At 65.2% G+C, this 18,695-nt stretch carries 18 protein-coding genes; 7 read left to right on the top strand and 11 right to left on the bottom strand.

The window, feature by feature from the left end:
* Window positions 1-434: 434 nt before the first annotated feature.
* Window positions 435-1,151 (bottom strand): DUF1906 domain-containing protein, encoded by a 717-nt coding sequence (locus CWS39_RS07870; protein WP_102142448.1) that lies wholly within the window; start codon window positions 1,149-1,151, stop codon window positions 435-437.
* A gap of 301 nt (window positions 1,152-1,452) precedes the next feature.
* On the opposite strand from CWS39_RS07870, the gene CWS39_RS07865 reads away from it, so the two are divergent.
* Entirely contained in the window at window positions 1,453-2,829 is a 1,377-nt protein-coding gene (locus CWS39_RS07865) for a PE-PPE domain-containing protein (protein ID WP_158240327.1), read from the top strand.
* Window positions 2,830-2,886: 57 nt separating this feature from the next.
* Complete coding sequence (locus tag CWS39_RS07860; RefSeq protein ID WP_199178002.1) at window positions 2,887-4,047, top strand: ABC transporter substrate-binding protein; 1,161 nt, start codon at window positions 2,887-2,889, stop codon at window positions 4,045-4,047.
* Here CWS39_RS07860 and CWS39_RS07855 read toward each other — a convergent pair.
* A complete protein-coding gene (locus CWS39_RS07855; protein WP_102142447.1) occupies window positions 4,044-4,787 on the bottom strand; it encodes a MerR family transcriptional regulator in 744 nt (247 codons plus the stop codon). The genes CWS39_RS07860 and CWS39_RS07855 overlap by 4 nt on opposite strands.
* Before the next feature lie 316 nt (window positions 4,788-5,103).
* Here CWS39_RS07855 and CWS39_RS07850 point away from each other — a divergent pair, with 316 nt between their 5' ends.
* Entirely contained in the window at window positions 5,104-6,399 is a 1,296-nt protein-coding gene (locus tag CWS39_RS07850; protein ID WP_199178009.1) for an MFS transporter, read from the top strand.
* A gap of 2 nt (window positions 6,400-6,401) precedes the next feature.
* Here the strand turns inward: CWS39_RS07850 and CWS39_RS07845 are convergent, their stop codons facing one another.
* A complete protein-coding gene (locus CWS39_RS07845) occupies window positions 6,402-6,821 on the bottom strand; it encodes a ChaB family protein (protein ID WP_102142446.1) in 420 nt (139 codons plus the stop codon).
* Between the two features lie 206 nt (window positions 6,822-7,027).
* Window positions 7,028-8,314, bottom strand: a complete 1,287-nt coding sequence (locus CWS39_RS07840; RefSeq protein WP_431306098.1) for a low temperature requirement protein A — start codon at window positions 8,312-8,314, stop codon at window positions 7,028-7,030.
* A 311-nt stretch (window positions 8,315-8,625) separates the two neighbouring features.
* On the opposite strand from CWS39_RS07840, the gene CWS39_RS07835 reads away from it, so the two are divergent.
* Window positions 8,626-9,336, top strand: a complete 711-nt coding sequence (locus tag CWS39_RS07835) for an IspD/TarI family cytidylyltransferase (RefSeq protein ID WP_102142346.1) — start codon at window positions 8,626-8,628, stop codon at window positions 9,334-9,336.
* Here CWS39_RS07835 and CWS39_RS07830 read toward each other — a convergent pair.
* The 6 genes from CWS39_RS07830 to CWS39_RS07805 form a co-directional block, all read right to left on the bottom strand.
* Window positions 9,317-9,991 (bottom strand): IspD/TarI family cytidylyltransferase, encoded by a 675-nt coding sequence (locus CWS39_RS07830; RefSeq protein WP_102142345.1) that lies wholly within the window; start codon window positions 9,989-9,991, stop codon window positions 9,317-9,319. The genes CWS39_RS07835 and CWS39_RS07830 overlap by 20 nt on opposite strands.
* A gap of 19 nt (window positions 9,992-10,010) precedes the next feature.
* A complete protein-coding gene (locus CWS39_RS07825; RefSeq protein WP_431306097.1) occupies window positions 10,011-10,607 on the bottom strand; it encodes a hypothetical protein in 597 nt (198 codons plus the stop codon).
* Window positions 10,604-11,443, bottom strand: coding sequence for a hypothetical protein (locus tag CWS39_RS07820; RefSeq protein ID WP_102142344.1), 840 nt, complete (start codon window positions 11,441-11,443; stop codon window positions 10,604-10,606). The genes CWS39_RS07825 and CWS39_RS07820 overlap by 4 nt, the downstream gene beginning before the upstream one ends.
* 166 nt (window positions 11,444-11,609) lie before the next feature.
* A complete protein-coding gene (locus CWS39_RS07815) occupies window positions 11,610-13,064 on the bottom strand; it encodes a FadD3 family acyl-CoA ligase (RefSeq protein ID WP_102142343.1) in 1,455 nt (484 codons plus the stop codon).
* A complete protein-coding gene (locus CWS39_RS07810) occupies window positions 13,061-14,251 on the bottom strand; it encodes an amidohydrolase family protein (RefSeq protein WP_102142342.1) in 1,191 nt (396 codons plus the stop codon). The genes CWS39_RS07815 and CWS39_RS07810 overlap by 4 nt, the downstream gene beginning before the upstream one ends.
* A gap of 35 nt (window positions 14,252-14,286) precedes the next feature.
* A complete protein-coding gene (locus CWS39_RS07805) occupies window positions 14,287-15,834 on the bottom strand; it encodes an AMP-binding protein (RefSeq protein WP_102142341.1) in 1,548 nt (515 codons plus the stop codon).
* Between the two features lie 58 nt (window positions 15,835-15,892).
* Here CWS39_RS07805 and CWS39_RS07800 point away from each other — a divergent pair, with 58 nt between their 5' ends.
* The gene (locus tag CWS39_RS07800) at window positions 15,893-16,609 is read left to right on the top strand and encodes an enoyl-CoA hydratase/isomerase family protein (protein WP_102142444.1); all 717 of its coding nucleotides are present in this window, start codon (window positions 15,893-15,895) and stop codon (window positions 16,607-16,609) included.
* An 8-nt stretch (window positions 16,610-16,617) separates the two neighbouring features.
* On the opposite strand, the gene CWS39_RS07795 is transcribed toward CWS39_RS07800, so the two are convergent.
* The gene (locus CWS39_RS07795; RefSeq protein WP_102142340.1) at window positions 16,618-17,037 is read right to left on the bottom strand and encodes a nuclear transport factor 2 family protein; all 420 of its coding nucleotides are present in this window, start codon (window positions 17,035-17,037) and stop codon (window positions 16,618-16,620) included.
* 54 nt (window positions 17,038-17,091) lie between these two features.
* Here CWS39_RS07795 and CWS39_RS07790 point away from each other — a divergent pair, with 54 nt between their 5' ends.
* Window positions 17,092-17,523 (top strand): Zn-ribbon domain-containing OB-fold protein, encoded by a 432-nt coding sequence (locus tag CWS39_RS07790; protein ID WP_102142339.1) that lies wholly within the window; start codon window positions 17,092-17,094, stop codon window positions 17,521-17,523.
* A gap of 15 nt (window positions 17,524-17,538) precedes the next feature.
* Window positions 17,539-18,684, top strand: coding sequence for a thiolase family protein (locus CWS39_RS07785; RefSeq protein WP_102142338.1), 1,146 nt, complete (start codon window positions 17,539-17,541; stop codon window positions 18,682-18,684).
* Window positions 18,685-18,695: the final 11 nt, after the last annotated feature.

Below are 18,695 nucleotides of genomic sequence, written 5' to 3'. Positions count from 1 at the left end.
CGCCGGCGTCCGCGCTCCCCTGCGCAGGCCAGCGTTCGATTCGGCGTCGAATCGGGGGCTGGCTCGTCGTTCGGTGACAGTTGTCCTGCCGTTCCAGCCGTACTAAGAGTGGCATAAGAACAAGCCCCACTTTGACGGCCCAATCGGTTACTGGCGAGTTCTACGTACGGGTAACCCGCGGTTCTGTAACGCGGCCCCAAGGGGCGCCGTGAAATCAATCGGACAAACGTCCTGCATGCAGGTGGTTACGGTCGAGTAGGCACAACAGCGCAGATCAAGGCATGATTGTTATCAAATCGTTATCTACGAATTTTCGGTTGCGCCGCGCCTGGTCCGCGGGTCGGACAAGCACTTGCTCGGGTGACGCCAGGCCATTCTCGCGACGCGGTTCGGCCAAGAAGTTTGCTAGCAATCCTTACTAGTCGGTAAGTTTTCTAGTCCCATTGGCCGAATCGGGGCTTGAGGATGTGGTTGATGTCGACTCCGACCCCGCCCACACTACGGCTGTCGATCTCCACCTGATGCAGATGTGCGGCGGGATGGGCGACCTTGCCTGGCGAACCCCAGTTGTGCTGCCAGAAATACGCACCCAGCCCGTCCTGTAACGCCCACTCGATGGTCTTGGAGTTGGCATAGACCCCCACCCGCTGGTGGCCGAGCACCGCCTCCCAGCCCCGCAAATATGGCGCGACCTGTTGTTTGTACTGCTCATACGTCGGGTTGTCGTCAATGGACGCATAGATCGGCGCGCCGTAGGAACCGCCCGCGGCGACGTGCAGCTGCCAACCCCGCTTGGCGTGCTGCACGCCGGCGTTCTGGCCGCCCAGCCAATCGGCGGTGTCCTGTTTCCCGTACTGGTAACACGACACGATCTTCAGGCCGTTTCGGTACAGATCCCGCGCCTCGGCCAGCTGGATCGGCTTACCGAGCATCCACTCGCCGCCCGGTCTGCGGTCCGAGACATAGCGGATAGCTCCGAGTGCCCCGGAAGCGCGGATGGCGGACGCACTGATGACGCCTGCCGCATAGTCCAACAGGACACCCAGCGGCGCGGCGGAGGCCGGCGGGGAGGCGAGCGTCGAGCCCGCCGTCCCGAGCCCCACGGCCGCCGGGACGCTCGCCGCCAGCTTCAGCAGGTTCCGCCGGGATATGACCGCCCTCGGCGGTGACGGATCGGCGGACACGAGCCACAGGATACGACATTTACCTCAGTTTTCACTCCAACGCCGCTGGTCACATCTGTATCAAACCCGGCCTGGAATGCACGCGTACCAATTCCACACGTGTGCAACGTCTTTGGCCATTTCCCTGACAACGAACGCTGTCAAAGCGCACGATTCCGCTGGGTCGGGGGATGCAGCCAGCCGCAGAACGCCAGGTCTTGGCCTCTTCCTTCGAAGGGTTTCACCGCGACAGGAGGAGTAGAGCGTGCGTGTGATTCGGATGACTCGGATGGCTTTCCTGGCCGTGCTGGCGGTGATCTGCACCGTCGTGCTGGCCCTGGCGTCGACGATGACGACCATCGTCACGCTGGCCGCCACGACGGCGCTGATCATGGGCGGCACCGGGATGAAGACACCGAGTCAGGGATTCATGGACCTGGTCAACGACACCTATCTGGGCCTGGACACGGCCGTGGACCGGCTGCAGTGGGTACAGACCCCGGAGCACTTCTGGCCCGCCACCGGGCTGTCCGACATGACGTTCGACGCCTCGGTGGCCAAGGGCGTGCTGAGGCTGGACAACGACATCCGCGCCACGCCGGGCACCAAGGTCGTGGTGGGCTACTCCCAGAGCGGGCGCATCGCCGCGATCGAGAAGCGCAATCTGAACTACCTTCGCGAACAAGGGGCCGCCGGCGTGCCCTCCCCCGACGAGCTGTCGTTTCTCTTGCTCGCCAACCCCAACCGCCCCAACGGCGGGATCCTCAAGCGGCTCGAAGGTCTGTACATCCCGATCCTGGGCGCGACGTTCGACGGCGCCACACCGAACGACGATTACGTGACGGTCGACGTCGCGCGCCAGTACGACGCCATCGCCGACTTCCCCGAGTATCCGTTGAATCTGCTGGCCGACCTCAATGCGCTCGCCGGCTACTTCTACATCCACCCGTACTACGGTCCCGACGTCGTCGATCTCACCGACCCGACGCGCTACCAGATGCACACCGAGGGCAACACGACCTACTACCTGGTCTACACAGAGAACCTTCCGATCCTGCAGCCGCTGCGCGATCTCGGTGTGCCTGAACCGGTGGTCGACTTGGTCCAGCCGGTGCTGCGCGAGCTGATCGAGCTGGGCTATGACCGCACCCCGGCGAGGATGGGTACGCCCACGCGCGCGAAGTTGTTCCGCGACATCGATCTCGAGAAGCTGGCCGATGATCTGGCCGACGCCGTCGACGAGGGCGTGAACGACGCGCTGACCGGCCTCGGCCTACGCGGGCCCGCCACCGAACGGGACCCGAAAACACCTGAGGCTCCGGCGGATAACGCTCTGGCCGGCACATCGCAGGACGACTCGCAGGACGAGGTGACCAACGCGGATTCGTCGAAGGCGACCGCGGACGAGCGCGAGCGGCCGAGGATCCGACGGCCCGTCGTGACGGCGCGCCCGAACGGGACGTCGGACATCGGCGAGTCGGCACTGTCGTCACAGCCGGCGATGGCCACCGCAGAAGGCGCCGGGCCGGGGGGTGAAAAGCCTTTGGGCGCAGGCGTGCCAGTATCCGCAGCGCCGGACGCCGGGGCTGACGGAGCCGGCAGCGACGACACCGACGACGACACCGACGAGCCGTCGAAACCGGGCAGCGCGCCGAATTCGGAGTAGCATTCCGCGTAGATGTTGTTGTGCGCTAAGACCACTGCTGCCCGTCTCGTCACGAGCATGGTCGGTTGCACCGTTCTCCTTCTCGCCTGTTCCTGCTCGACGTCGCCGAGCTCCGAGCCTCCGCCGGCGATGACGCCGCACAGCTCCGTCGGCGACGGGGAAGGCCAGCTCAATCTCATCGCCTGGGCGGGCTACGCCGAGGACGGGTCCAACGACCCGTCCGCCGACTGGGTGACGCCGTTCGAGCAGCAAACCGGCTGTCAGACCAACGTCACGGTGGGCAACACCTCCGACGAGATGGTCGCGCTGATGCGGACCGGCCGCTACGACGGGGTGTCCGCGTCAGGCGACGCCACGCTGCGGCTGATCTACGCCGGCGACGTCGCACCGGTCAACACGGATTTGGTGCCCAATTACGAAACCATTTCGTCGTTCCTCAAGAACCAGCCGTGGAATTCCGTCGACGGACAGGCCTACGGGATTCCACACGGCTGGGGGGCCAACCTGTTGATGTACAACATCCAAGTCGTTCGCGACGCACCCAACTCATGGGCGGCGGTGTTCGACGACGCCGGCAAATACAAGGGTCGTGTGACAGCCTACGATTCGCCGATCTACATCGCCGATGCGGCGCTGTACCTGTCCAAGACAGAGCCTGAGCTCGGCATCACCGATCCGTACTCGCTGACACCCGAACAACTCGACGCCGCAACACAATTGCTGAGGGAACAGCGCGAGAATATCGGCGAGTACTGGGCGGACTACACGAAACAGGTCCAGGCGTTCGAGGCGGGGCGTTCGGTGATCGGCACCACCTGGCAGCTGACCGCCAACACGATCGGCGCCAACAACAAGGTGCAGGTCAATACCGTGCTGCCCAAGGAGGGCGCCACCGGCTGGTCGGACACCTGGATGATCTCGTCGAAGGCGGCGCACCCCAACTGCATGTACAAGTGGATGGACTGGATCACCTCACCGGAGGTGAACGCCCAAGTTGCCGAGTATTTCGGCGAGGCGCCGGCGCAGACGAAGGCCTGCGAATACACCACCGAACCGGACTTCTGCGACATCTACCACGCCACCGACGAGGAGTTCGCCTCGCAGATCCACTACTGGACCACGCCGCAGACACAGTGTGTGGACGGCAGCGGAGACGGCTGCACGTCCTATGACGAGTGGACGGCGCGGTGGCACCAGATCACGGGCGCGGCCAGTTAGCCCCGCTTCGGGTCCCACCGCCCACTGAGCAGTATTCCGGCGGTGTAATCCGAAACCGCGGACACCGACCTTCGTCGTAACGCGTCGTCAAGTCGGTCCGCGACGACCTTGTTGGCCAGCTCGCGGTGATCCTCGACGATCCGGCTCACCTCGCTCATCTGCTCGGCCTTCGGCACGTAGTTCGGCCCGAAGCGCGACGTGAGGGCCTCGCTCAACGCGTCGACGATCTCGGCGGCCAACTCGTCGATGGTCTGTTTCGTCGCGTCGTAGATGCGCAGAATCGCGCGCACATAGGCGAGTTGGTCGGTGGCCCGCCTGACGATCTCGCCCATGGCGCGATCGCCCAGTACCAGCTTGCCGTCGACGAGTTGGGCCAAACCGCTGTCGAGGAGTTTGCGCGCCTCGTCGCCGTTGGGATCGATGTCCAAAGACGACTGCGCCGCCGCGGCGCTCGGCCGGTCCCGCAGCGGTCCCAGCACGGCGCGATGAATACCGAGGATGTCGGCCAGGTCGAGACCCTCGCGCAAGGTCGCGAAGAACTCGGCGATGTGGGCCGAGTTGAAGCCTTTGGCCAGCAGCTGCGTGATCGTCTGGAGTTGAGCCAGGTGGTAGTCGTCGTAATAGGCGGACCGGCCTTCCCGCCGCGGCGGATCCAGCAGTCCGCGTTCGCGGTACGCACGGATATTGCGGGCGCTGACCCCGGAGACACGAGCAAGCTCGTCCAGTCGGTACTCAGCCAATTCCGCGCACCTCGAACCCGCAGCACGCGGCGCGGCGTCGGCGGGAACGGCAACATCGCATGCGACCACTCTAACCCTGGTACAGAAGTGGTGAGCGAAGTTTTCATCACCGGAATCAAACCGGGCGGCTCTGGTGTGACAGTGCCGTCAACAGCGCATATATAAGTCAGCTGCCTGAAATCCGATACGCCCGCATGCAGTTTCAGCCAACTCCGTGGATGCCGGTGAGTGAACTCACCGCCTGGCAATTGGCAACCAAACGCCGTCATGAGCGACGATGAATCGAGACTTCGAGACGGCCGACGAAAGGCTCTATGTGCGTCCGTGGATCGTGTGGGCCACCGGACTGCTCGCGTACATCGTCGCGGTGCTCGACCGCACCACGTTGGGCGTTTCGGGTTTGGATGCGGCCGATCGATTCGCCGCGAGCCCCGGTGTGCTGTCGACGTTCGTCGTCCTTCAGGTGATTGTGTATGCCGGCGCGCAGGTACCGGCCGGGCTGCTGCTGGACCGCTTCGGTTCTAAGGCGTTGATCGTGTGCGGGGCGGCTCTGATGGCATCCGGGCAATTGGTGCTCGCGTTCACCGAGTCACTCCCCACCGCGATCGGCGCGCGTGCGGTGGTCGGCCTCGGCGACGCGATGACGTTCATCTCGGTGCTGCGCCTGGTTCCGCATTGGTTCACCCCCCGGCAGGTGCCGCTGGTGACGCAGTTGACGGGCATCTGCGGCCAACTGGGGCAAGTACTTTCGGCGGTGCCGTTCCTGTCGGTGCTGACAGGATCGGGCTGGACCGTCGCCTATACGTCGGTGGCCGCGCTCGGGGTGGTGGCGATAGTGCTGACCCTGGCGCTCGTGCGCAACACGCCGGAAGGCTTGGTGGTGGCCACCGAGACGATGACGATCCGCGACACGCTCTCCAGCGTCAAAACCGTGTGGCTGCGGCCCGGCACCCGGCTGGGCTTCTTCACCCACATGGGCACCCAATTCTCCGTCACCGCATTCGCATTGATGTGGGGCGTGCCCTATCTCACTGTTGCGCAAGGTGTTTCGACACGCATCGCGGGAGGATTGCTGACAGTCTCGGTGGTTGTCGCCATCACCGCCGGTATCGGCATCGGCTTGTTCACCGGGCGCCACCCGCACCGACGCTCGCGACTTGTGTTGGCGATCATCGCAAGTAATGCCCTCGCCTGGACAGTCGTATTGGCCCTCCCAGGTCCGGCGCCGCTGTGGCTGCTGGTCGCCTTGGTCGTGGTCATCTCGGTCGGCGGGCCGGGCTCGATGGTCGGCTTCGACTTCGCGCGCACGTTCAACCCGAGTGCCACCCTGGGCACGGCTTCGGGTCTGGTCAATATGGGCGGCTTCCTCGCCGCGCTGCTGGTGATGCAGTCGATGGGCCTGATCCTGGGCGCGGCCGGCGATTACTCCTTCGACTCATTCCGGTTGGCCTGGACCGTGCAATACGCGATCTGGGCGCTGGCCGCCGTGGGCATCCTGATCACGCGCCGCAAGGCGCGACAGGTGGTCAAGCGCGAGCTCGGGGCACCGCCGGAGCGCGAGGTGGACCGAATGTTGTTGGAGGCCTTCGAAACCCGGCAGTCGGCGCGATAGGGTCACCGGTTGCGTGCGGAGACCCGCCGATTCGCCTTCTTGATCGCAGCGACGAGCTCGTCCTTGTTCATCGTGGAGCGCCCCGAGATGTCCAGCCGCCGGGCGACGTCCATCAGGTGCTTCTTGGACGAAGTGGCGTTGACCCCTTCGGCGCTCGCCCCTTTGGCGTTTGGCCCACCGCTGCGGGCCCGCTGATCGGAAGGACCCTTCTTGGACTTGGGCTCCCAGTGGTCGCCGACCTTCTCGTAACTGTGCTTGAGCGCGCTGTAGGCAACCCGATGGGCGCGTTGGCCTTCGCCATACTCCTTGACGGCCGCGTCATGCGCCTTGGCGAATGTGCGCTGCGCCTTGGCATCCGACTTACGCAGCGTGCTGGGTAGTTCACTCTTCTTGGCCTGGCCGCTCTTCGTGGTCTTCGGCATCGTGCTGCTCTCCTTCGGACTGCTACCGCTGAAGGTGCCGCCGAGGCGCATCACCGAGATGCGTCAGCACCGTCATCAGACCGGGCGGCCGCTTCTTGACCTCCACGGTTCCCGTACTCGCCCTCGCGAGCGATGGTGCTGCTACCTCGTCGTGCGCCCCGAACGGCTGTCGGATGACTTACCCGAACGGCATCCCACTAAACGTGCTAACAAGTCCGGGTCGCCGCCAGGCTGGCCCTGATCGCCTCGGTCATGTGCCGATGGCCGAGCACTTCGTAGCCGACCACCGTCACCACCGGGGCAAGCATCACCACCACCAGACAGGCCGCCATGGAGATGCCTGCGGCGGCCAGCCACAGCGCCGCTGCGAGAACCGCCGCGGTCAGCACCACCAGCAGCACGTGGAAGGGATCCCACGCGCGCACCAGCAGCGTGTAGATCAGGTAGACCGAGGCGATGTACATCCCGACGGGCAGGGCGACCCAGAACACGGTGGCCACCGACCCGAGTTTGGAGTGATGCTCGATGTAGTACGCCGCGGCGTGCAAACCGGCGCCCGTGCCCACGATCGAGCCGAACACCAGCAGGTGCAGGTACCCGTACCGGAAGGACCGATCGCGATGTACGTGCAGCAGCTCCGCCGCCGGCACCGCGAAATACATCCACCACATGCCGAATGTCAGGCCGGTCCCGGCGACCGCCACGAGCACCGCATCCATCGACCAGCCTTGTGCGCCGACGACCGCCGAGATCGAGGCGACCGTTCCGACCACACCCTCCCCGAGCGCGATGATGGCCAATAGGCCGTACCGCTCGACGATGTGGTGGGCATGCCACGGCGTACCGCCCTTGCGGGTTTCGGCCAGGAAAGGACCCATCAACTCGATGACCACCAAACCCGCCGATGCCACGAACGTCACCGCCACCGATGTGTGCGCGATGAGCAATGCGACCCAACCGATTTGCGCGACGGTGACAGCGCAGGCGTAGGTCAGACACGCCGACCGGTGCTCGGGATCCTGCTTGGCCGCACGTAACCATTGGCCCACCAGCGCAATTCGCATCACCACATAGCCGGCCACCACGACCGCGTTGTCGACGTGGTCACCGTGCTCGATCGAGGCGAACAGTGCCGGGAGACCCAGCGCCAGAATGATGACGCCGACCATCTGCAACATCGTCGCCAGCCGGTACATCCAGTCGTCGGTGTCGAAGGCGGAGGCGAACCAGCTGAAGTTGATCCACGCCCAACAGATGGCGAACGTGGCATAGGCGAAGCCGGCCAGTCCGGCACCGACGTGGTCTTCGGCGAGCATGTGCGCGAACTGCGATGCGGCGATGCCGAACGCGACGACGAATGTCAGGTCGAACAGCAACTCGAGTGGGGTGGCGGTGCGGTGCTCTTCATGGGGGTCGCGACCCACCATGCGACGGATTCGGTGCGCCTGCACTGGCCCGGATGGCTGCGGTTCGATCTCACTCACGAGATCCATTTCACCGCATACAGCCGGCATGCGTAGTGAACCTGCAGGGCGGGTGCGTCGTCTACAAATCAGGTAGCCCACTACGCATGTCGATCCCACGGTGTCGCCCATACGCTCGGTACCGTACGAAAAACGACAAACGACGCGAGAGAACGATGAACGCCCTACTGCTGATCTGCCTGTCCGTCGGCGCACCGCTCGCCGCACTGGGCCTGCATGACTTGCAGGTGCGGCTGGAGCGCTGGGACTACAACCGCCACGCCGAAGACTGACCGACCGAACCTCGCGGGCAGCGGCATCGCCTGCTGCAAAATAGCCGTATGAACAAGCCGTCCGGGGCCGTCGGCGTCGTCTTGGCCGCGGGCATGGGCACGCGTGTCGGCGTGGACGGCAACAAGGCCTACCTGCCGCTGGCGGGCCGAAGCATGGTGTCGTGGTCGCTGGACGCGATGCTGCACGTAGCCGAGGTGACGCGCACGGTGCTGGTGTTTCGGCGCGGCGAGCGGGAGCTGGCCGAACGCACCGTGCACGACGAACTTCCCGATGCGACGGTGGAGTTCGTCGAAGGCGGCGAGACCCGGCACGGCTCAGAGTTCAACGTGCTGACCTACTTGGCCACCGACATCGAGTCGGGTGCGGTCGATGCGGTGCTCATCCACGATGCGGCGCGGCCGTTGGCCGGGCCGGCAATGATCCGCACCGCGCTGTCGGTGGCTCGTGAACGCGGCGGCGCGGTACCCGCGGTGGTGGCGGCGGACGTGGTGCGGCTGACCGAATCCGGCGAAATCAATGCCCTGCCAGGCAGATTGGTGCGGGTGCAGACACCGCAGGCGTTCCGCGCACTCCCGCTGCTCGAGGCCTACCGAAAAGCGGACGACGCGGGCTTCGAAGGCACCGACACTGCGTCATGCGTCGAACGATTCACCGATCTCGAGGTACGGACGTTCCCCGGCGCCGAACACAACCTGAAAGTGACCTACGCGCAGGACATCGCGGTCGCCGGACATCTGCTCAGCGGCGGCACGCGATGATCGCCTCGACGTAATCCGTGTCACGCGGCAGTTCTGCGGCGAAGGCGTCCGCGTCGCCGTCCACCAGGGTCAGACCCGCGCCGGCGTCGAGGGATTCGGCCAGTTCGTCGAAATCCTCGCTACTGCAACGCGCGACCAGTTGGGCCAACCGATCGAGGGTGAAGCCCCGCGGGTATTGCATCGTACGCAAGGCCTCGCGATCCACGGTTGCCGTGATCGCGCCGTGCTCGTCGACGGTTTTCACGCTGTCGGTGACTGGCAGCGCCGGCAGCACCGCAGTGCCACCGGTCCGCAGACCCTCGATCACCCTGTCCCGCAGCCCCGCCGATGCCAACGGTCGCCGCACGTCGTGGATGAGCACATAGCGCGGCGGGATCGGCTGGCCGACAAGGTATTCCAGTCCTGCCGCCACGCATCGCATGCGGGTGTCACCGCCGGCCACCACATCCTCCGCGGACAAGCCATGGGCCGCCAGGCATTCGCGGGCGTCGTCGATCAACGCGTCGGCGCTCGAGACGACGATGTGTTGTGCGGCGCCGGCCAGTGATGCCACCACCCGGGCCAGCGCCGCCTCGCCGGCCAGCGGCGTAACGACGGCCGCGCGCGCCAGCGTGCCCGGCAACGGCACGATCGCCGCGATTTCGGTTGGCGACATGAGGGGACTCGCGCCGGTGCTACACCGGGTCGAATGCGGAGATGAGCCAGCTGCCGTCGATCTTCTTCAAGCCGACCTTGACGCTGCTGGCCGCGAAGGCCCCGTCCGGGTTCTCCTTGCTTGTCGTCGTCTGGTTGATGAACACGAGCACGTCCGCCGAATCCGGCTGCAGATCGATGACTGCGGCCCGGATGACCGACGCGGCCGTCTTGACGGATTTCTCTTTGGCCGCCGGGGTGACGATCTGTTCGGTGAATTGCGTGTAGTACGAAAGGAAGTCGCCTGTTAAATGCGATTTGGCCGCCGCGAAGTCCTGCTCGAGCTTTTCCGGCGAGTAGGACAACAGCGCGATGGTGCCGGATTTAGCGGCGTCGAGTGCGACTTGGCGCGCGTCGGAGTTCCGCTGTTGATCCGGGCGGTATTGGTTGGTGTACAGCCAGGCCGCCACGCCCGCCGAGGCGAAGAGCGCCAGCACCACCACGATCACGCCCACGTTGGCGCGCGCCGCACGCAGCGAGCGGCGCAGTACGCTGCCGCGCGACTCGGCCTGCGCTTCGGCTTCTATGGGCGGCGCTTCGGCGTCCACCATGTCGGTGTTGTTGTCATCGGTGGTCACGGTACGAACTCGACTTTCGACATCTTGATCTGGTCGCCATCGCGTTGCAGGTGAACACTTAGCCGCCAGGTACGCGGTTCCTGTTTGGCGCCGGCCGAATTGGTGACGCGGGAGTTGGCCGAAACCAGCACAACCGCCGAATTGTCCGTCATCGACTCAACACCGGTGGCCGTCACGTTGACGTCGGTGACCACCTTGGATTCCTGGGCCACCTTGATGAAGTCCTCGGCCTGCGCCGCGAACTCCTCTTTGAAATCGCCCGTCGAATTGTCGATGATGCGCTGCACATCTTCTTTGGCCCGGTTGAAGTCCAGCGACATCAGCGTGACCACGCTCTGGCGCCCCGCTGCGGCGAATTCCGCGATGCGTTGCTGCTCCTGCGCCACCTGCCGGTGATGCCAGATCATGTAGCCGCTGACGGCCAGAAGTGCGACGGTGCCGAGGGCCGCAAGGCTGACGCCGACCTTCTTCCAGTTCGGCCGGGGCAACCGAAGCCGACGCGCCTTGGCCGGCGTGGCTTCAGTGGCTTCAGTCGCTTCAGTGGCTTCAGTCGCTTCGGTGACGTCGGTGCCTTCGGCGCTCGCGTCCTCGTCGGTGTCGGTGACTTCGACAGCAGCGCCGTTGGGCTTATCGGCCTCGGCCTGCTGGCGCAGCCGGATCGCGCGGGCCCTGGCCCGGGCAGCGGCTGCCTTGGCCTCGGCCTCGGCGGCCTCCGCTTCGGCTTGCTCGGCCAGAGCCAGAGCATCAGCCGCATCCGCCCCCTGCTCAGGGTCCTGCGGCGGTTGATCGACACGGTCAGCGTCGACCACCGACCCGCGGCGCCTGAAAGACGGCACGGCGACCTCCTTGTCTGTTAAGCAGTCCGTTAAGCACTGTGCTCAATGAGAATGTCATTATCCATTTTTGAGTATGGCATCGACGATACAGTATCGCCAGACGGTGACAAAAGGCCGGTTTTCCTGCGGAAATGCTATTTACGTGCTGTGCTAGCGCTCAGCGCAGCTACTTTCCCAGTTGGTCCTTCATCACCTTGCCGGTGGCGTTCAACGGTAACTCGTCGAGAAACTCGACGAACCGCGGAACCTTGAAACCGGCCATCCGTTCGCGGCACCACGCGATCAGTTCGTCGGCCGTGAGGGCGTCGGCATCCTGCTTGCGCACGACGAACGCCTTGCCCACCTGGCCCAGTCGATCGTCCGGTACGCCGATCACCGCGGCCTGTGCCACGGCGGGATGCTCCAAGAGGAAGCCCTCGATCTCCGCCGGGTACGCATTGAAGCCGCCGACGATGAACATGTCCTTCTTACGCCCGACGATGCGCAACCGGCCGGCGTCGTCGAGGCTGCCGAGATCGCCGGTGTGCAGCCAGCCGTCGGAATCGATCGCCTCGGCGGTGGCGACCGGATCGTCGAAATAGCCCTGCATGACGCTGTAGCCGCGGACCAGCACCTCGCCGTCGTCGGCGATGCGCACCTCGACGCCGTCGCACGGGGTTCCGACGGTGGTCGCGATGTCTTCGAACGAGTCGCCGGGCCGCGACAGCGTGGCAGTGCCCGCTTCGGTGAGCCCGTATCCGGTCATGACGGTCTGGAACGGCAACTCGTCGTGCACCCTGCGGATGAGCTCCACCGGGATGTCCGCAGCACCCGTGACCCCGGCCCGCAGCGTCGACAGTTTCGATTTGTCGGGCACCGACAACAGCGAGTGATACAGCGTCGGAGGCCCCGGCAGCATCGTGATGCGTTCGCGCTCAATGAGTTCCACGACGGTGTCGAGGTCGAACACCGGGACCGGCAGGATGGTCGCCCCGCGGATCAGTGACGCGATGCAGCCGGCTTTGTAGCCGAAGGTGTGAAAGAACGGGTTGACGATCAGGTAGCGGTCACCTTGGCGCAGATCACACAGCTCGCACCACTCCTCGTACAGGCGCAGCGTCTGCGTGTGGTTCATCATCACGCCCTTGGACCGCCCAGTGGTGCCCGAGGTGAAGATGATGTCGGCGATGTCGGTGCCCTTGATCTCGCGGGCCTCGTACGGTTGCGCGTCGGACAGGAATTCCGAGCGCAGGTCGATCGCGGGGATGCCCGCGGGAACCTCGAAATCCTGCCCGAGAAAACCCTTTTGGACCATCACGGCCTTGGCCCCGCTGCGGCGGATGATGTCACCGGCCTCGTCGGTTTTAAACCTGGTGTTGACCGGCACCAGCACCCCGCCCGCGGTGAGCAGACCGAACGCGGCGATCACCCACTCCGCGGAGTTGGGCGCCCAGATCGCTACCCGGTCACCCTTTTCCACACCCAGCCCATGAAACGCGCCTGCCGCCACGCGAATTCGGTCGACGAGTTCGGTGAAGCTGAGGCGCAGCGGACCGTCGACAAGCGCTTCGGCATCGCCGAATCGGTCCGCTGCGCTCAAGACCATCTCGGGGATGGTCTGCCACTTCGGAACGTACGTCACACCGTGACGAGGCGACCCAGGTTGCCACCCATGATCTTCGCCTGATCCTCGACGGGCAGGTGCTCGAGAGCCGTCACATAGTGGGTGGGCTCTGCCAGCCCCTCCGGGTGCGGCCAGTCGGAGCCATAGAGCACCTGGTCCACGCCGATCAGGTTGATCAGGTCGTCGATGCCCTCCTCGTAGAACGGGCTGACGTAGATGCGGTTCTTGATCTCCTCGATCGGGTTGCCGAGGAAGGCTTCGGGCGCCTTCTTGTACACCTCGGCCATCGAGTCCAGCAGCGGGAACATCCACTTGGAGCCCGCCTCGACGATCCCGACCTTCAGCTTCGGGTGCCGGAACAGCGCGCCGTGGATGACCCACGAGGCCACCGCGTCCTGAATCGGCCGCCACTCGTTGAGGATCGACATGGCGTTGGTCTGGAACGGCAGCATCTCTTGGGCTTCGCCATCCCATTCGGACGTGTAGCGCGAGTACCCGCTGTCGGAGGAGTGCATCCCGACGAACACGTCGTACTCGACGACGCGCTCCCAGAACGGGTCGAACTCGGGCAGCGCGAACGACCGCGGGCCGCGGAAGCCGGGCACCGGCGCCGGGCGGATGAGGATCGCGCGGGCACCGCGCTTGACCGCCCACTCCAGTTCCTCGATGGCCTTCTCGACGATCGGCAGCGTGATCACCGGGGTGGTGAAGATGCGGTTCTTGTAGTTAAAGCCCCACACCTCGTGCAGCCACTCGTTGAGTGCATGGATGAGCACGTGGATGGCGACCGGATCGTCGCGCAGCCGCTCCTCGATCAGGCTGGCCAGCGTCGGGAACATCAGGCTGCGGTCGACGCCGAGCTCGTCCATCACCGCGATGCGTGGTTCGGGCTCGAAGAACGCCGGGATGGCGCGCATCGGCTCACCGAACAACTCGCGCTTGCTCTTGCCCTCGGGGTTGCCGAACTTGAAGTACTCCTCCCACGCGCCCGGCTTGGCGACCACCGAGAACGTGGGGTTCGGGATGTAGTTGCTGATCTGACCCTTGATCGCGATCTTGGTGCGGCCGTTGACCTCGACGTACTGGACGATGTCCTTGTACTCCTTGGGCAGGTACTTGGTCATCGCCTCCGGCGGCTCATAGAGATGGTTGTCGGCGTCGAACAGCGGAAACGGAATGTCGACCCGATGTGACAGTTGCCCCATGGAATGCTCCTTTTCGGTTCTTGAGAATCATATTCTCATACGTGGTGGGCCGCAATCTGCTGCCGCACGCGAAACTTCTGCACCTTGCCGCTCGCGGTGCGCGGAAAGTCCTGGCCGTCGGGGACTTGGTGAAGTTCCTCCGGCCACTTCTGGCGGGCGACGCCGGCCCGTTCGAAGTGCTCGCGCACCTCGTCGAGCGTCGGCATCGTCTGCCCCGGCTTCACCCGCAGCACGGCCGCGGCGTGCTCACCGAGCCGCGCGTCGGGCGCGGCCACCACGACGGCCTCGCTCACCGCGGGCATCGCGAGCAGCACCTCTTCGACCTCGAGCGCGCTGATGTTCTCGCCGCCGCGGATGATCATGTCGGACTTGCGGTCGGTGATCGTGAGATAGCCGTCCTCGTCGAGAATCCCGACGTCGCCGGTGTGGTACCAGCCGTCGTCGTCGAACATTCGGGCGGTCAGCTCGTCGTCCGTGTAGCCGAGGCACAAATCCGGTCCGCGCGAAAGGATTTCGCCGTCCTCACTCAACTTGATCTCGACGCCCGGGCGCGGGCAACCGTCGGTGTAGAGCCGCTTGTCCTCCGGCGCGTCGGGACGCGAGCCGGTGATCGACGGATGCTCGGTGCTGCCGTATGACCGGAACACGAAGATGCCCATGTCCGCGAGCCGTCGGGTGACCGCGGCCGGCACCGTCGAGCCGCCGAGTCCCACGGTTGTGAAGTGGCGCATGTGTTCTGGCGTGCAGTTCGGGTGATCCAGCAGGCTGGTCACGAAGTGCGGCGGGCCGCCCCCGATCGACAGCCCGTCGCGTTCGATGAGCTCGAGCACCCGTCCCGGATCCCACACGTCGCACAGATCGATCGGCACGCCTTCCAGAACCGGGATGAGGAAGGCGCCGAGCATGCCGATGAAATGTCCGACGGGCGTGGCGGTGAGCTGGCGACCGCGGTCGGGCGGATAGTTCTCCAGCAGCTGACGGGTTTCGAACCCCAACGTCTGATGACTGTGGATGACGCCCTTGGGATTGCTGGTGGTCCCCGAGGTGAAGGCGATCAACGCGGGGCTCGCCGGGTCGGCCGGAATGGTGCCCGCCATCGGCTCGTCGGCGAGCAGATCGTGGAAATCCTTGTCCACCAACGCCACAATCGGGACATCCGCACAGAGGTCCGGCTGGAAGCGCATACGGCCGAATTCCGTTGCGGTGACGAACACTTTCGGCCGCGCGGTGGCCAGAATGTGGGTCAGTTCTTTGCGACCGTAGAAGTGCACGATCGGCACGACGACCGCGCCGAGAAACGCCGACGCCCAGAACGTCGCCGCCGCCTCCATCCAGTTCGGCAGCTGAAACGCCACCACATCACCGGGCTGCACCCCGCGCGCCCGCAGTCCCGCAGCCAGCCGGCGGGCGGTCAGTTCGACATCGCGGAACGTCCCCGTGAACGGCCGCACCGCGGAGTGCACATAGAAGCCGGTGTCCGGGCTGTCGCGCAGGCCGTCGGCCAACAGCATTCCCAGGGTTTCGGGCGTCCACCAGCCCTCTTCCTCGTAACGTTTGGTCAGCTCAACCGGGATGTGGCGCACCTTGAAGATGCTATTCTCCACTGCTGAGAATGCCAATACCGAAACCGGAGAACGCTTCATGGTCGATCTTGAACTCGATGACGGGTTAGCGGTCATCACCATCGACCGGCCGCACGCGCGCAACGCCATCTCGCTGGAGACGATGGATCAACTGGACAAGGCGCTCGACGGCGCCGACGGCGCGCGAGCATTGGTAATCAAGGGCGCGGGCGACAAGGCCTTCGTCTCCGGCGGCGATCTCAAAGAGCTCAGCGCCATCAGGACCGAGCTGGACGCGGCGGCGATGGCCTGGCGGATGCGGTCCATCTGCGATCGCATCGCACGCTTCCCCGTCCCCACCATCGCGGCGCTCAACGGGCATGCCCTCGGCGGCGGCGCGGAGGTCGCCGTGGCCGCCGACATCCGGTTGGCCGCCGACGACATCAAGATCGGCTTCAATCAGGTGACGCTGGAGATCATGCCGGCGTGGGGCGGCGCGGAGCGGCTCGCCGCGTTGGTCGGCAAGAGCAAGGCGCTGCTGTTGGCCGGCACCGGGATGATCCTTGCGGCCGCCGAAGCGGAACGAATCGGCTTGGTCGACAAGGTGTTACCGCGCGCATCATTCGACGAACAGTGGCGGGACATCGCTCGCCGGCTGGCCACGCGACCGGGAGGCGAGATCAAACGCGTGATCGCCGGAGTGCCGACCACCGAGGCCGTCGCCGCCTTCGCCCGGTTGTGGGTGGCCGACGAACACTGGGCGGCCGCGGACAAGGTGATCAAGCGCGGCAAGTAAACGCGTCGTCAGGGCGCGACGGCCGCGCCGCTGAGCACCCGCGCGATGTTCGTCGTGCGTTTGGCGATGCGCCACCCGTCTGGCGTCCGAACGAGTTCGTCGTCGTAGTGGCCGAGCGCATCGATCCAACTGGACGAGTCGGCGGGGACCGCCTGCAGCACGGCGTGGACGTACGAGCGCGCTGTCGCATGGTCCCCATCCACGTCGACGGCCATGTTGGAGATGTGGTGGTAGGTCTGCCCCATGCCGCCGTGGATCTGCTTCATCAAAGTGGTGAACTCGTCCGGGTTCGTGTGGCGACCGAGGTCCCCGTAGTCGATGTCGACATCGTCGGCCCAGCACGTGCGAAACAGCGCCCAGTCCTTGAAGTCGATCCCCGTCGCGTACCGGATCAACACCTCGGTGATCTGCGCCTTGTCGGTATCCACCCGGAGAGGATAGCCGAGCTGCGTTCTCTCTAGACGAGAACTTCATTTCCGATTATTGTCAGCGACGTGTCGACACAGATTGCGCTCGCGCCGGATATCTCTACCTGGCCCGACGAGAATCCCCAGCTCATTGGCAGCCGCTGCGGTAGCTGCGGCGCCACCACGTTCCCTGTCCAACAGCGCTGCCCGAAGTGCAGCAGCGCCGAGATGTCCGAGGTGCTGCTCCCCCGCCGCGGCACATTGGTCGCCTGGACCACGCAGGGCTTTCCGCCCGGGCCGCCGTACAAGGGTCCGACCGGCAAGGATTTCGTGCCGTTCGGCGTCGGCCTCGTCCAACTCGATGACGTCATCCGCGTCGAGGGCCGACTCACCGAAAACGACCCTGCCAAGCTGAAATTCGGCATGGAGGTCGAGCTGACGATGATTCCGTTCACCACCGACGAGGACGGCAACGACGTCGTCACGTTCGCCTTCAAGCCGGTCTAGAGAGGACATCCGAAGATGACGAACGACGTGGCCATCGTCGGTGTGGGCCTGCACCCCTTCGGGCGCTTTGACAAAACCGCGATGGAGATGGGCGCCGAGGCCATCCAGGCCGCGCTCGTCGACGCGAAGCTGGAGTGGAAGGACATCCAGTTCGGCTTCGGCGGCAGCTATGAGGTGTCCAATCCCGATGCGGTGACGCGACTGGTCGGCCTCACCGGGATCACGTTCACTAACGTGTTCAACGCCTGCGCCACCGCGGCCAGCGCCATTCAGCAGACCGCGGACACCATCCGGCTCGGCAAGTACGACATCGGCATCGCGATCGGCTTGGACAAGCATCCGCGTGGTGCGTTCACCGACGATCCGGCGAAGTTGGCGCTGCCGCAGTGGTACGCCGAGAACGGGCAGTTCGTCACCACCAAGTTCTTCGGGATGAAAGCCAATCACTACATCCACAAGCACGGCATCAGCCAGGAGACGCTCGCCAAAGTCGCGGCGAAGAACTTCCGCAACGGGGCTTTGAACCCGAATGCGTTCCGGCGCAAGCCCATTCCCGAAGAGGAGATCCTCAACTCATCGATCCTCAACTACCCGCTCACCCAGTACATGTTCTGCGCGCCCGACGAGGGTGCGGCGGCGGTCATCATGTGCCGCGGCGACATCGCGCACCGCTTCACCGACAAACCGGTCTATGTGCGGGCCACCGAGATTCGCACGCGGCGCTACGGCGCCTACGAGGTGCACGCGACATCGGCTCCGCTGGAAGAGGATTCATCGCCGACGGTGTACGCCGCCAAGGCCGCGTATGAGGCGGCGGGCATCGGCCCCGAGGACGTCGACGTCGCACAGCTGCAGGACACCGACGCCGGCGCCGAGGTGATCCACATGGCCGAGACTGGCCTGTGCGTCGACGGCGAGCAGGAGAAGCTGTTGGCCGACGGTGCCACCGAGATCGGTGGCACCATGCCGGTCAACACCGACGGCGGGTTGATCGCCAACGGCGAGCCGATCGGAGCGTCCGGTCTGCGCCAGGTCCACGAGTTGGTCCGCCAACTGCGCGGCGAAGCCGGCGAACGTCAGGTGCCGGGCAACCCGAGGGTCGGCCTCGCGCAGGTCTACGGCGCACCCGGCACGGCCTCGGCGACCATTCTGAGTCTCTGACAGGGCGAACC

It is taken from the genome of Mycobacterium hubeiense, from assembly GCF_002838065.1.
Lineage (GTDB): Bacteria > Actinomycetota > Actinomycetes > Mycobacteriales > Mycobacteriaceae > Mycobacterium > Mycobacterium hubeiense.
Note: the sequence above shows the minus strand (reverse complement) of the source record. Positions and strands in the feature narration are given on the sequence as shown.

Excerpts from the sequence above, each read along its gene's own strand:
- CWS39_RS07865 (WP_158240327.1), top strand. The coding sequence starts at position 1,453 with ATGGCTTTCCTGGCCGTGCTGGCGGTGATCTGCACCGTCGTGCTGGCC.
- CWS39_RS07860 (WP_199178002.1), top strand. The coding sequence starts at position 2,887 with ATGGTCGGTTGCACCGTTCTCCTTCTCGCCTGTTCCTGCTCGACGTCG.
- CWS39_RS07845 (WP_102142446.1), bottom strand. The coding sequence starts at position 6,821 with ATGCCGAAGACCACGAAGAGCGGCCAGGCCAAGAAGAGTGAACTACCC.
- CWS39_RS07840 (WP_431306098.1), bottom strand. The coding sequence starts at position 8,314 with ATGGATCTCGTGAGTGAGATCGAACCGCAGCCATCCGGGCCAGTGCAG.
- CWS39_RS07835 (WP_102142346.1), top strand. The coding sequence starts at position 8,626 with ATGAACAAGCCGTCCGGGGCCGTCGGCGTCGTCTTGGCCGCGGGCATG.
- CWS39_RS07830 (WP_102142345.1), bottom strand. The coding sequence starts at position 9,991 with ATGTCGCCAACCGAAATCGCGGCGATCGTGCCGTTGCCGGGCACGCTG.
- CWS39_RS07810 (WP_102142342.1), bottom strand. The coding sequence starts at position 14,251 with ATGGGGCAACTGTCACATCGGGTCGACATTCCGTTTCCGCTGTTCGAC.
- CWS39_RS07800 (WP_102142444.1), top strand. The coding sequence starts at position 15,893 with ATGGTCGATCTTGAACTCGATGACGGGTTAGCGGTCATCACCATCGAC.
- CWS39_RS07785 (WP_102142338.1), top strand. The coding sequence starts at position 17,539 with ATGACGAACGACGTGGCCATCGTCGGTGTGGGCCTGCACCCCTTCGGG.